The organism is Escherichia sp. WS1451, from assembly GCF_046487365.1.
Classification (GTDB): Bacteria; Pseudomonadota; Gammaproteobacteria; order Enterobacterales; family Enterobacteriaceae; genus Escherichia; species Escherichia coli.
The window spans coordinates 108,403-121,618 of the sequence record NZ_JBJQJP010000009.1; the positions used below are offsets into that span (position 1 = coordinate 108,403).

Here is a 13,216-nt window from a genome sequence, read left to right on the forward strand (position 1 = left end):
CCCGCCTTGAGGATTGCGCGTAAATCGTGCATAACTCCCTTATGTGCATTTCACGGGATGGAAGACCATGAAATTTATTGGGAAGCTGCTTCTCTACATTCTCATCGCTCTGTTAGTGGTGATCGCTGGCCTCTATTTTCTTCTGCAAACTCGCTGGGGAGCAGAACATATCAGCGCATGGGTTTCCGAGAATAGCGACTATCATCTGGCCTTCGGGGCGATGGATCACCGTTTTTCCGCGCCATCTCATATCGTGCTGGAGAACGTCACGTTTGGCCGTGATGGCCAGCCCGCGACCCTGGTGGCAAAAAGTGTCGACATTGCGCTAAGCAGTCGGCAACTGACCGAACCACGCCATGTCGATACCATCCTGCTGGAAAACGGGACGCTGAATCTCACCGACCAGACCGCGCCGCTACCGTTCAAAGCCGATCGTCTGCAACTACGTGATATGGCGTTTAATAGCCCGAATAGCGAATGGAAACTGAGCGCGCAGCGGGTAAATGGCGGCGTGGTTCCTTGGTCACCAGAAGCCGGTAAAGTGCTGGGTACGAAGGCGCAGATTCAGTTTAGTGCCGGATCGCTTTCGCTCAATGATGTTCCTGCCACCAATGTACTGATTGAAGGCAGTATTGATAACGATCGCGTTACGCTGACTAACCTGGGTGCCGACATCGCCCGCGGGACATTAACCGGAAACGCGCAGCGTAACGCTGACGTCAGCTGGCAAGTGGAAAACCTGCGCATGGCGGATATCCGTCTACAAAGCGAAAAATCGCTAACCGACTTCTTTGCACCATTACGCTCTGTCCCGTCGTTGCAGATTGGTCGCCTGGAAGTCATCGACGCTCGTTTGCAAGGTCCGGACTGGGCGGTGACCGACCTCGATCTCAGCTTGCGCAACATGACCTTCAGTAAAGATGACTGGCAGACACAGGAAGGTAAACTGTCGATGAACGCCAGCGAGTTTATTTATGGCTCGCTGCATTTATTTGATCCGATTATAAACGCGGAATTTTCCCCGCAGGGCGTAGCACTGCGCCAGTTCACCAGCCGCTGGGAAGGGGGCATGGTCAGAACGTCAGGGTACTGGTTGCGTGACGGGAAAATGTTGATCCTCGATGATGCGGCAATTGCCGGACTGGAATATACCTTGCCAAAAAACTGGCAACAGTTGTGGATGGAAACGACACCCGGTTGGTTAAACAGCCTGCAACTGAAGAGATTTAGCGCCAGCCGCAATCTGATCATTGATATCGACCCTGACTTCCCGTGGCAGCTCACCGCGCTCGATGGTTACGGTGCCAACCTGACGCTGGTTACCGATCATAAATGGGGCGTCTGGAGTGGTTCGGCGAATCTGAATGCCGCCGCCGCGACATTCAATCGTGTTGATGTTCGTCGCCCATCGCTGGCGCTGACCGCCAACAGCAGCACGGTGAATATCAGCGAACTGAGTGCATTTACTGAAAAAGGCATTCTGGAAGCCACCGCCAGTGTTTCACAAACGCCACAACGTCAGACCCATATCAGCCTGAATGGACGCGGTGTGCCGGTGAATATTTTGCAACAGTGGGGATGGCCTGAATTACCGTTGACTGGCGACGGCAATATTCAGCTTACCGCCAGCGGCAATATTCAGGCCAATATCCCGCTGAAACCTACGGTTAGCGGGCAATTGCATGCCGTGAACGCCACAAAGCAGCAAGTGACTCAAACCATGAATGCAGGCGTCGTTTCCAGTGGCGAAGTTACATCGACGGAGCCGGTGCAGTAAATACGCGGGCGCTAACGGATATCAACGTTAGCGTCCCCGCTATTACCGCAAAACAGCATACTCACTACACAATAACCATTTCACCGGTTCATCTTCTTCTATCGCCGGAAAACGTCCTCCCGGCTCAAGAAAATGGTTATCATGTTGGTCATCATTTACCATCGAAATTTCCCAGCCGAGAACAAACGCTTTTTCCGCCCAGAAGCGATGATACAGACGCGGCGGCAGGCAAATGCCCTGCCCCGGCTTTAGCACCAGCGTTTCACCAGGTTTCACGGTACGCCGCTGACCATCAACACTCACGGTAATAACCCGCTGATCATCACAGAGATTGGCTTCGTTGGCCCAGGCCAACTGCATGCATAAGTCTCCACCGCCCCGATTGAGGATATCTTCCATTTTGTGGGTGTGAAAATGCCAGGGAGTCTGCTGATCTTGTTGGATCTGCAACATTTTCTCAGCATACGGTTTTGGATATGCCGCCGCCCCCAGCGCGCCGTTGCGCATCGTTAGCAGTGTTAGTCCCGTTTGGTTGAAATCACCACGACCAAAATCGGTGATATCCCAACCGAGCTGTAAGTCGACCACTTCTTGCCAGTTATCCCGTTCCAGCTGCAGCCAGTCATCCACCGTAAAATAGGCGAACTCTGGCAAACAAACGCGGAAGGTCTGCGCAATGGCATGTGCTTTATCAATAACATAATTAATTTGTGAACGTTTCATTGGCTTCTCCGTTGCGCATAGCAAGCCAGGCAGCGCCACGCATTCCGCTACTGTCGCCGTGCTGTGCTTTTACAATGGGAGTGGTGAATTGATCGGTGAAAACCAGTGGAGCAACTTCTGCGTTCAGATCGGTGATAAGCAGTTCCACATTCGAAAGCCCGCCGCCGATCACAATCACGCCAGGGTCAACAACATTAACGATGGTTGCCAGCGTGCGGGCAAGCTGTTGGCGAAAACGTGCCACCTGCTGCATGGCACCAGCATCACCACGTTGTGCCAGGGTGACAATCGCCGCAGGAGTGAGCAAGTTACCAGTCATCTGTTGATAGCGTTCACTAAAACCGCTGCCGGAAACAAACGACTCCACGCAGTTGTGTTTGCCGCAATAGCAACTGACTGATGGACCATCTTCCTGCTCCGTATAGCCTGGCAACGTGATATGACCGCATTCGGCAGCATTTCCCCAGGCCCCTATAAACGGTCGTTGCTTGATGGCAATGCCACCGCCGCAGCCCGTACCAAGCGTAATACCAAATACCACGTCATAATCTTGCCCGGCACCGTCGCAAGCTTCTGATAGCGCGAAACAGTTACCATCATTGGCTATCACCACCGGTTGCCCAAGCAATTGCTGCAAATCAGCCTGTAACGCATGACCGTTAATCACCTGAATATTCGCGTTTTTAATCAGGCCAGTGAGTGGCGAGATACTGCCGGGTAAGGCGATCCCTGTCAGCATCGGTCGTTGAACGTCCCGCCTAATCTGCTCGATAAGCGCCACAACGCATGAGACAAATTGTTGATATGTCGACTTTTGCGTCGGGCAGCGGTAACGGCGAATCTCCCAGCCATGCGCATCCATGACGACGGCGGCGATTTTGGTCCCACCAATATCCAACCCCAGATAGTGCATATCTCGTTCCTTGTTGCGTAAAAGGCGGGTTGCCCCGCCCTTCTGGCTTAGTACAGTGACGCTTTACCGAGCGAACCGAACAGTTTCATTTTGTGGCGAATGACTTCCCGCGCCGCGTTAATCGCATCCGGATAGATGACGTTCGGGTCCCACCAGCTCTCTTTAGCGAGAATTTCACGCACTTTCTGGAAATAGGCGTATTTCATATCGCTGGAGATATTGATTTTGCCGACGCCGAGCGTAACTGATTCAGCAATCTCCGCGTCCGGGTTTGCCGAACCACCGTGTAGCACCAGCGGAATATCAATACGTCCGGCAATGTCGCGCAAAATGTCCATTTGCAGCTTCGGCTGCATCCCTTTTGGATAGATGCCATGCGCTGTACCAATCGCCACAGCCAGAGTGTCGGCACCTGTACGAGCAATAAAATCGGCGGCCTGCGCCGGATCTGTGTAGGTCACTTGTGAAACACCACCTTCTACCGACGTTCCTGTTTGTCCGATGGTTCCCAGTTCACCCTCAACCGACACTCCAACCGCGTGAGCGAGGCGAACCACTTCTGCGGTCAGCGCCACGTTTTCTTCATACGGCAGCAGCGAACCGTCGATCATTACTGAGGTAAATCCGCAGCGAATCGCACGCAAAACATGCTCTACAGAGGCACCATGATCGAGGTGCAGTACAAACGGGACCGGACTACGCTGGGTAATTTCGCGAACGTGAGCGAAAAAGGCATCGCCCACAAAATCATGTTCGCTGGGATGGATGGCAATAATCGCCGGAGTATTTGTCGCTTCTGCTTCATCCACGACTGCGCGAAGGAAACAGTTATCCGCCACATTAAATGCGCCAATGGCAAAGCCGTGCTGGCGGGTAGGTTGCAGTAATTCTTTCATCGAAACTAACATGTTAAATCTCCAGTTTCAGCGTGTAGTCCGCCCTGCCGGTGCGTTATTGCACTGGCATAAAGGCCATGACAGAAAATGAATCAGGCTTTGCCGATAGAGCCGCTCGCCTGTAAATACGGTGTAATCGCTTCTTCGAAGGCCAGTTCCATAGCTTTCAGCGCGTCCACCAGTTCAATGGATATATCGTGACAGAGGGTATGCAGGAGCGCGGATTTCCCCCGTTCAAAAATGGCCGCCCCCACGTTGATTTTTGCTACCCCCAGCGTCGTACAGAGCTGGAGCTGATCGAACGGCGTACCGCTACCGCCATGTAATGCCAGAGGCACGCTCGAGCAGTGGAAAATCTCCGCCAGACGCTGAAAATCAATAGCAGGTACAACACCAGGCGCGTACATGCCGTGCGCCGTGCCTACCGAGACGGCCAGTAGATCAATGCCTGTCTGCGCGATAAACGGTTCCACATCAGTGGGTTGCGTCATCAGGTCTGCATTGGCGGCCTGGTCGTAACGCGGCGCATCTGCCAGATGGCCCAGTTCGCCTTCCACGCAGAGCTGCACGCTGGCGGCGAGTTCCACCACCGCCCTGGTCTGGCGCACGTTTTCCTCCAGGGGAAAAGCAGAAGCATCAATCATTAATCCGCTGAAACCAGCACGAAACGCCTGACGAATACAGTCCGGATTTTTGCCATGATCAAGCGCCAGAGCGACCGGTACTGAGGCAGATTCCGCGAGCGTTTTAACCACTGCCGCCGCGACGGGTGCTGGAAAATGCGCCAGATGCCCCTGATAGAGATTGAGAATGATCGGAGCGCGATTCTTCTCCGCCACGCGGATAGCTGCGTGAGCACTTTCCAGATTCATACAGTTGATCGCCAGTAAGGCGTAATGTTCATGCCAGGCTTTCATCACCATACTTTTCATATCGGCAAACATAGGGCCTCCGGTTATTCGAGGGTGAAAGTGATCTCTTCATCTTTCAGCTTTTGATCGCTCAGTTCGTCAAACTCTTCGTCGCGTTCCGTTACCGGTTTCTTCCAGAGTGAAAGCATCACGCCACAAATCACCGTGCCTATACCCAGCGCCAGGCAAAACAGCAGAGGATGGGTGAACAGAGGCACAACAAACATGCCGCCATGCGGAACCGGACTCTCCACGCCCCACACCATGATTAAGCCGCCCGCAACCGCCGATGCCACCACACAAGATCCCACTACTCGCAGCAGGTCACGCGCGGCGATCGGAATGACTCCTTCAGTGATCATGCAGATCCCCATCGGAAACGCGGCTTTCAGCGCCTCGCGCTCCGCACGGGTGTATTTATGGCGTGTCAGTAAGAACGAAAGTGTGATGCCAAACGGAGGGATGATTGAGCCGACAAATTTCACGGCTTCTGGTCCGTAGACGCCACTGACCAGCAAGCCATCGGAAAACAGCGACATGGTTTTGTTGACCGGACCACCGAAATCGAAGGTTGCCATCGCGCCAAGTATGGCCCCCATCAGGAAGCGCGATCCGCCCTGCATCGACTCGAGCAAATGAATCAGTGCTTCTTGTAACCAGGCGATGGGTTTACCAATCAGCGTCATCATTAACAGCCCACCGATAATGGTGCTTAATACCGGCAACACCATGATTGGCATGAGTCCTTGCATCGACTGCGGCAGGCGGATATAGCGTTTAAGTAGCAAAATGGTGTAGCCCACCAGGAAACCACCCAACATACCGCCAATAAATCCGGTATGGATTTGCCCACAGAGAAAGCCGACAATCAGGCCCGGGGCAAAACCGGGACGATCAGCAATAGAATAGGCAATTGCCGCGCTAATCAGCGGCACAATCAGCCCCATTCCCCAGCCGCCAATCTGATTAAGCATCCACGGGATTGTTCCTGTTTTTTCACCAACATCTGTACCGCCAAGAACTTGCCCCAACGCAATACATATCCCGGCGGCCACAATAAGGGGTATCATCCACGAGATGCCGGTTAATAAATGTTTTTTAATTTCCTGTGAAACCGGAATTTTATTTTCTTTCATATTAAGATCCCTCCAGTATAAGGATCATTTGTTTCCCAGTGATTTTTCGACCTTTTCAAGAAATTGAACGGGCGATTTAATGACGATCTCTGTCTTTACTCGCACAATACGTTTATTGGTGAAGCGTTCTTCTCCTTTTATTTTCACATCTACAGCAAGAATCACGACGTCAGCAGCAGAGATATCTGCCGCCTGTAATTCATTTTCTGTACCAATGGTTCCCTGGGTTTCAACTTTAATGGTATGGCCCAGAGCTTTTGCTCCTTTGATTAACTTTTCACGAGCAATATAGGTATGAGCAATACCCGCCGTACAGGCGGCAACACAGACAATATTCATGACATACTCCCTGTTATTTAGCAGACATCGGATTGTGCATACTGACTAAAGAGATCAATGATTTTTTGCGGACTCGTCTCAACTAACAATTGTTCTATGATGTCATCATCCGCCAGCGCGCCCGCGACCTGGGAAAGTAAACGGATATGGGTGGTATTTTGATCTTCAAGACGTACCGCAAATAAAATAATACAGCGCACGCTACTGCCATCCAGCGTTTCCCAGGGAATATCCTGGCGGGTACGGCCAATTGCCAGCGTAGTATTAATTACCGCAGAAGATTTACCATGCGGGATCGCAATATGATTTTCAAAACCAGTCGAGCCTTCCGCTTCGCGCTGCCAGACATCTTTAATAAAGGTTTCCCGACAATCGATCGCACCATCTTTTTTGAGAAGATTAGTTAATTCTTCAATCGCCTCCGCTTTATTCGTCGCTTGCATATCTAAAATAACGCGATTCGTATTCAGGATTTTTGTTATGTCCATTCGTCATACCTCATAAAATTCTGACATTAAATTTCAACGACCCGAGACGTCGCATGATGTAATTTTTCCGTAATCACCATTTCAGTGACCCGCTTAATATCGGCATCATTAAAAAAAGCGGTAACATAAGCGACCGGCATAGTGACTGTAGGCAAATTAATTGTCGAAATAATCAGTTCGATATTGTCAGGCAAAACCTGTGATAAATTCGCTGCTGAAATAACATCAACAATCGTCCATTCAGGAAATGCTCGCAGAATACGGCTTTTCAGTAGATGCGAAGTTCCGATTCCGGTTGAACAGACCAGTAATACACGTTTACGGGCAATTTGCCGCTCCATCGCAGCCTGAAAATGAACGGTCAGATAACCCACTTCATCCTCGCTCACTGCATTCTCACCCCAGGTTTTAAATACCTGATTCACCACATATTGCGTCAACCGCCAGACATCCGCTAGTTCTGCTTTAATATCTTCCAACAATGGATTACGGATATGAATACGATAATTTAGTCGGTTAATCAGCGGTTTAATATGCACCATTAAGCCATCATATAATGCGCTGTCTTCACTAAAATCGCAGTCCACGATGTCACTGAATACCGTAATTAAACGCCAGGTAATCAGACGCGCTTCATTGCTGGCCTGCATATGTGAAATAATGCTCACATCTTTTTGTCCATCAATCGCCACACCTGATGAAATGATATATTGATAAATAAACCAGACTTCATCATCGGGCAATGTATGTGCAATTCGTTGTTCTATCTTATGAATCATCTGACTGGCAACATTAAAGATATTTTCATCATATTGCCTGGTTTGCTCTTCTTCTCTTGATAACGCATTCCCGTGCGTGTTGCGATACATCATAATAAGGATGTGAGTAAAAATGTTAACGTAATAAGGTTCTCCCAAAGACCAACTTAATTCATTTTCCATATCCAGTAACAATGACTGGACAAATAACACTTCTTCCTCTCCAAAATAATGGACTAATGCTTTATAGCTTCCGGGATCCAGACGTGAATACACGACACCTTGCGGCTCATTATGGTTAATAATGCCGTTAATCAGTAATGCCATTGCCTGTCGGACTTGCCCTTCACTACCTTCAATATGCGTACCACTTGGGCTGCGGATCAATGATAACCCCAACGGCGCAAGCCAGGACTCAATTACTCTCAGGTCATTAACAATAGAGGCTCCGCTGATAAAGTAGCGTTCTGACAATTTACTGATCGACGTTTCATTCGGTGTTTCACTTAATAACTGCGACGCTATTTTAACGCGCCTGGCATTATTCATTACACCATCAATCTCTTCACATTCTGCTCCCAACAAATGATCAAGATGCAGCAAATCAGCAATATTCTCCGCGCTTAACATCACACCCGCGCCAGCACGCTTCTCAACATTTATTCTCCATTGCCCCAGCCATTGCTCAAGTAAACGTAAATCACGTTGAATGGTTTTTTCCGAAACATTTAAATAGCCGGCAATCGTAACAATAGTCGTATATTCCCTTCGTGGTAGAAGGAATCGTAATAATCTGTTTTGTCGCGAGGTAATCATTTGCATTTTTTACCCTTATCACAGATTAAGAAGCCCCATGAGGAAGAGCTTCAGTTGCCATCTCTGAGGGTAAATATAAAGCAGAATAATTTCACAACAATACTAAAATATGTCCGTAATCCGGACAGTGATAAAACAAAGCAAGGCGGTTAAGGGATATTTTTCAGCACAGATCACATTTTCGTGATGAATAATCGTGATCATGCTCGCAAATACGATGGAAGAAATATTTATTACCAGATGTGAGATTATTTACCGGATACGACACAAAACCATTCGTATCCGGCATTCTTCAATAGATTACAACGTAATTGTCAGCACATTCCCTTGAGGAGTCACCACCAGTCCCTGCTCACTTTCAGCCTGCGAACCGCCTTGCAGACCATTTACTTTCACAACATTGCGCAAGCACAGTGTCCAGTTCTTCGCCTCGCCCGTACCAGTCACAGTAATCGTGTTGCCAGTACGTGTTGCTTTCAAAGTAAAGATCACCGAACCGTCAGCAGTGGGCACTTCACAGATGGCTTCATGCCCGTCTTGCAGATTAAAGAGGTGGAATGCTGTACCTTCGTGCCACGCGTAATCGGGACGTTGATCGTTGTTGCCCAGCGCCAGTAGGGTGCTATCACGCACATAAACGGGCAGACTCAGGAAGCCGTGCTGCTGTTTATGCCAGCGACTACCATCGAGTTCATCGTTGTGCCACAGGTGTGTCCAGCGACCTTCCGGCAGGTAGAACTGCACATCGCCCGCTTCAGTGAACACAGGCGCAACCATCACGTTGTCGCCTAACATGTATTGACGGTCAAGGTAATCACAAGCCGGATCGTCCGGGAACTCCATCATCATGGCCCGCATCATCGGGGTACCCCGCGCGTTTGCACGTGCAGCTTCACGATACAGATACGGCATCATGCGGCATTTCAGTTGCGTGAAGAAGCGCACCACATCACAGGACTCATCATCATAGGCCCACGGCACACGATAAGATTTGCTGCCGTGTAAACGGCTATGGCTGGAGAGCAAACCAAACGCGCACCAGCGTTTGTAAACGTGCGCCGGAGCGGTATTTTCAAAGCCGCCGATATCGTGGCTCCAGAAGCCAAAACCTGAAAGGCCAATAGACAAACCACCGCGCAGGCTTTCCGCCATTGATTCGTAGTTAGCGTAACAGTCGCCACCCCAGTGTACCGGAAATTTCTGCGCACCAACGGAGGCCGAGCGGGCAAACAAGACGGCTTCTTCCTCACCAACGGTGTCCTTGAGCACGTTCCACACCAGTTCGTTGTAGATGTACGCATAATGGTTATGCATTTTCTGCGGATCGGAACCATCAAACCACTGAACATCGGTTGGAATACGTTCGCCAAAGTCGGTCTTAAAGCAATCAACGCCCATCGCGACCAGACCTTTCAGTTTGTCGGCGTACCATTTGCAGGCATCCGGATTGGTAAAGTCATAAATCGCCAGACCTGGCTGCCATTTATCCCACTGCCACAGCGAACCATCCGGGCGTTTGAGTAAATAACCTTTCTCTTGTAACTCTTTAAAGACGGGGGATTTTTGCCCAATATAGGGGTTAATCCAGACGCAGATTTTCAGCCCTTTCGCTTTCAGACGGCGGATCATCCCTTCCGGGTCCGGAAAAGTCAGCGGATCCCACTCAAAATCGCACCACTGGAAGGCTTTCATCCAGAAACAGTCAAAGTGGAAAACATGCAGTGGCAGATTGCGTTCCGCCATACCATCGATAAAGCTGTTTACCGTCGCTTCGTCGTAGTTGGTGGTAAATGAAGTGGTTAGCCACAGGCCGAAGGACCACGCGGGCGGCAGCGCCGGACGACCAGTAAAACGGGTATAACGATCAAGTACCGCTTTCGGCGTCGGGCCGTCGATAACAAAGTATTCGAGATATTCACTCTCAACGCTGAACTGCACTTTGGAGACTTTCTCCGATCCCACTTCAAAAGAGACGCATTGAGGATGATTGACCAGTACCCCATAACCACGGTTAGTCATATAGAACGGAATATTTTTATACGCCTGTTCAGTACTTGTGCCGCCGTCCCGGTTCCAGGTCTCTACCGTCTGGCCATTGCGCACCAGGGCAGTAAAGCGCTCTCCCAGACCGTAAACTGTTTCGCCAACGCCAAGATCCAGCCGCTCAAACATATAATTTCGTTGATTATTCGTGTCCTGCACGTAGCCATTATTTTTCACCTGACTACCGGTAATACGTTCGCCGTTGCGCAGAAAATCCAGTGACCAGAACTCACCTTTGCTGACACGCGCGCTTAAGTTGCCACTTTTAAACTCAGCGTAACGTTCTGAGTTTTCGATTGTGACCTTCACGTCCTGCAAAATATTGAGCGGATAATGAGGACCGTTATTCAGCGCCCCCTGAAAATGCTCAATCCGTACACCGACAATACCTTCCTGTGGGGAGAAAAAGCGCAGCGTAAATAAAGGCGTATCAAGCTGCCAGGTACGTTCACGCACATCACGAGGGGCAGCATAGACCACCATTTCATTACCCTGCTCTTCAACCTCGAACACCTGAAGCGGGTGAATCAAATTGAGACCAGGTTGAATCAACCAGTTTCCGTCGCTAATTTTCATTGCCGTTCCTTAGTTCTGCACTTCTTGAGAGGTGAATTGTTGCTGGCAACGGCGTTTGCCCTGGGCCAGCTGTTCCATAACGGTTTTCAGATTGTGCGTCGTGAGTGAGTAGTAGCGTTTAGCGATAATCGCGCTCAGCAAATAACAGATCGCCGGAACAATCGTGAATAGCGCAATAATGATGCTAATCGTGGCGCTGTTCTGCGCTTTTTCTGCCGCATCATATCCGCCATAAGCCAGCATCCAGCCGATAAGAGCGCCGCCGAAGGCCAACCCCAGTTTGAGCACAAACAGCGTGCCAGCAAAACTGATCCCGGTCAGGCGTTTACCATTGCACCACTCGCCGTAATCGACGGTATCGGACATCATTACCCACTGGATAGGTGTCACCAGTTGATGCAGCACACCAATCACGAAGATGAAGACAAACATGGTGATGCTGGCCTGCATAGGAACAAAGAACATCGCCAGGCTAATCACTGCCAGCAGGGCGTTCGTCCACCAGAAGATAGTGACTTTACATTTCCAGTCGGTCAGCGGTTTCGCCAGTGCGGAACCAATCAGGTTATCCACGCAATAAGTGGTAAGAAAAGCGACAAACACTTCCGGCGTACCCAAAATCCATGTGACGTAATACATCATCGCCCCGCCGCGTACGCATACCGCCAGAATATTGAAAATGGTTAGTAAACCGACAATACGCCACTGGTCGTTTTGCCAGATATCACGTAAATCTTCCCTCATAGACGTCGTTGTAGGTGGTGCTTCAACGCGTTCTTTAGTGGTGAAGAAACAAAATGCCAGCATCATGAATGCCACCACGGAAAGGACCGCGATACCGCCCTGGAAACCGAGTGGTTTATTATCACCACCAATTAAATTAACCAGCGGCATCATCAGCACAGTAGAGAGCATGCCTCCCGCAGTCGCCAGCACAAAACGCCAGGATTGCAGCGAGATACGCTGAGTCGGGTCATTGGTGATTACACCACCCAATGCGCAGTAAGGGATATTGACGATGGTATAAAGTAAGGTAAGTAGGGTGTAAGTAATTGCTGCATAGATCATTTTGCCGTTCATACTGAGATCTGGCGTGCTATAGGCCAGTACACAGACGATCCCGAATGGCAGTGCGCCAAACAGTACCCACGGACGAAATTTACCCCAGCGAGAGCGCGTTCGATCGGCCAACAACCCCATGCAAGGATCGGAAATCGCATCCAGTGCACGAGCGACCAAAAACATGGTTCCGACAAATCCGGCAGGAATGCCAAAAATATCGGTATAAAAGAACATCATATATAACATTACGTTATCGAAAATAATGTGGCTGGCGGCGTCTCCCATGCCATAACCAATTTTCTCTTTAACGGACAACACTTCACTCTTCATCTGCTTTTCCTTGATGCTATAGGGGTGCTGAGACCGATAACGCATTTTGTAAACCATCCCTGCGAGAGCGAATATTCCGATATCTGGTTATTAATTTATGATTCTTGTTTTATGTGATCGTGGTAGCGTAAATTACGCTCATATATCATTGTAAAATATGGGTTTTATATGAATTATAATGCTTTCGTGATAATACGCTGCGTGTATTAGGCGGAAAAAACTGATCTGGGGGATGTAGAAACTCAAGGAAGTAGCTATAATGCGCCCCGCCTCCATGTAGCAATCGAGGCGCGGAAGATCGTCGTCTCCGGTGAGGCGGCTGGACTTCAAATCCAGTTGGGGCCGCCAGCGGTCCCGGGCAGGTTCGACTCCTGTGATCTTCCGCCAAAATTCCTCTTCATACGTTCTCCAACCCCTCGTAATACTGTCAATCCAGATATTTTCTACT

General features: G+C 49.8%; 11 protein-coding genes and 1 tRNA gene. 2 read left to right on the top strand and 10 right to left on the bottom strand.

What is annotated here, in order from left to right; genetic code table 11:
• Positions 1–67: 67 nt before the first annotated feature.
• Entirely contained in the window at positions 68–1,777 is a 1,710-nt protein-coding gene (locus tag ACJHX7_RS13530; RefSeq protein WP_094030278.1) for an AsmA family protein, read from the top strand.
• A gap of 42 nt (positions 1,778–1,819) precedes the next feature.
• Here the strand turns inward: ACJHX7_RS13530 and ACJHX7_RS13535 are convergent, their stop codons facing one another.
• The 10 genes from ACJHX7_RS13535 to ACJHX7_RS13580 form a co-directional block, all read right to left on the bottom strand.
• Entirely contained in the window at positions 1,820–2,500 is a 681-nt protein-coding gene (locus ACJHX7_RS13535) for a D-lyxose/D-mannose family sugar isomerase (protein WP_094030279.1), read from the bottom strand.
• A complete protein-coding gene (locus ACJHX7_RS13540; RefSeq protein ID WP_000559089.1) occupies positions 2,481–3,413 on the bottom strand; it encodes an ROK family protein in 933 nt (310 codons plus the stop codon). The genes ACJHX7_RS13535 and ACJHX7_RS13540 overlap by 20 nt, the downstream gene beginning before the upstream one ends.
• Positions 3,414–3,460: 47 nt before the next feature.
• Positions 3,461–4,321 (bottom strand): ketose-bisphosphate aldolase, encoded by an 861-nt coding sequence (locus tag ACJHX7_RS13545; RefSeq protein WP_000961378.1) that lies wholly within the window; start codon positions 4,319–4,321, stop codon positions 3,461–3,463.
• An 80-nt stretch (positions 4,322–4,401) separates the two neighbouring features.
• Positions 4,402–5,253 (bottom strand): class II fructose-bisphosphate aldolase, encoded by an 852-nt coding sequence (locus tag ACJHX7_RS13550; protein ID WP_000457128.1) that lies wholly within the window; start codon positions 5,251–5,253, stop codon positions 4,402–4,404.
• Between the two features lie 11 nt (positions 5,254–5,264).
• Complete coding sequence (locus tag ACJHX7_RS13555) at positions 5,265–6,356, bottom strand: PTS fructose transporter subunit IIC (RefSeq protein WP_000662199.1); 1,092 nt, start codon at positions 6,354–6,356, stop codon at positions 5,265–5,267.
• Positions 6,357–6,380: 24 nt separating this feature from the next.
• Positions 6,381–6,695 (bottom strand): PTS fructose transporter subunit IIB, encoded by a 315-nt coding sequence (locus ACJHX7_RS13560; protein ID WP_001028073.1) that lies wholly within the window; start codon positions 6,693–6,695, stop codon positions 6,381–6,383.
• A gap of 17 nt (positions 6,696–6,712) precedes the next feature.
• On the bottom strand, positions 6,713–7,183 hold the full coding sequence (locus ACJHX7_RS13565; protein WP_000355546.1) for a PTS sugar transporter subunit IIA: 471 nt from the start codon (positions 7,181–7,183) through the stop codon (positions 6,713–6,715).
• A gap of 26 nt (positions 7,184–7,209) precedes the next feature.
• Positions 7,210–8,763, bottom strand: coding sequence for a BglG family transcription antiterminator (locus tag ACJHX7_RS13570; protein WP_094030280.1), 1,554 nt, complete (start codon positions 8,761–8,763; stop codon positions 7,210–7,212).
• A 294-nt stretch (positions 8,764–9,057) separates the two neighbouring features.
• Positions 9,058–11,376 (bottom strand): alpha-xylosidase, encoded by a 2,319-nt coding sequence (gene yicI / locus ACJHX7_RS13575; protein WP_094030281.1) that lies wholly within the window; start codon positions 11,374–11,376, stop codon positions 9,058–9,060.
• Between the two features lie 9 nt (positions 11,377–11,385).
• Positions 11,386–12,768 (bottom strand): glycoside-pentoside-hexuronide family transporter, encoded by a 1,383-nt coding sequence (locus ACJHX7_RS13580; RefSeq protein ID WP_094030282.1) that lies wholly within the window; start codon positions 12,766–12,768, stop codon positions 11,386–11,388.
• A 292-nt stretch (positions 12,769–13,060) separates the two neighbouring features.
• Here ACJHX7_RS13580 and ACJHX7_RS13585 point away from each other — a divergent pair.
• A tRNA-Sec gene (locus tag ACJHX7_RS13585) sits at positions 13,061–13,155 on the top strand.
• Positions 13,156–13,216 lie beyond the last annotated feature (61 nt).

What these genes read in the sequence shown, in the direction of transcription:
- ACJHX7_RS13570 (WP_094030280.1), bottom strand. Translation starts at nt 8,763, where the DNA reads ATGCAAATGATTACCTCGCGACAAAACAGATTATTACGATTCCTTCTA.
- ACJHX7_RS13555 (WP_000662199.1), bottom strand. Translation starts at nt 6,356, where the DNA reads ATGAAAGAAAATAAAATTCCGGTTTCACAGGAAATTAAAAAACATTTA.
- ACJHX7_RS13530 (WP_094030278.1), top strand. Translation starts at nt 68, where the DNA reads ATGAAATTTATTGGGAAGCTGCTTCTCTACATTCTCATCGCTCTGTTA.
- yicI (WP_094030281.1), bottom strand. Translation starts at nt 11,376, where the DNA reads ATGAAAATTAGCGACGGAAACTGGTTGATTCAACCTGGTCTCAATTTG.
- ACJHX7_RS13540 (WP_000559089.1), bottom strand. Translation starts at nt 3,413, where the DNA reads ATGCACTATCTGGGGTTGGATATTGGTGGGACCAAAATCGCCGCCGTC.
- ACJHX7_RS13580 (WP_094030282.1), bottom strand. Translation starts at nt 12,768, where the DNA reads ATGAAGAGTGAAGTGTTGTCCGTTAAAGAGAAAATTGGTTATGGCATG.
- ACJHX7_RS13545 (WP_000961378.1), bottom strand. Translation starts at nt 4,321, where the DNA reads ATGTTAGTTTCGATGAAAGAATTACTGCAACCTACCCGCCAGCACGGC.
- ACJHX7_RS13560 (WP_001028073.1), bottom strand. Translation starts at nt 6,695, where the DNA reads ATGAATATTGTCTGTGTTGCCGCCTGTACGGCGGGTATTGCTCATACC.
- ACJHX7_RS13535 (WP_094030279.1), bottom strand. Translation starts at nt 2,500, where the DNA reads ATGAAACGTTCACAAATTAATTATGTTATTGATAAAGCACATGCCATT.
- ACJHX7_RS13550 (WP_000457128.1), bottom strand. Translation starts at nt 5,253, where the DNA reads ATGTTTGCCGATATGAAAAGTATGGTGATGAAAGCCTGGCATGAACAT.
- ACJHX7_RS13565 (WP_000355546.1), bottom strand. Translation starts at nt 7,183, where the DNA reads ATGGACATAACAAAAATCCTGAATACGAATCGCGTTATTTTAGATATG.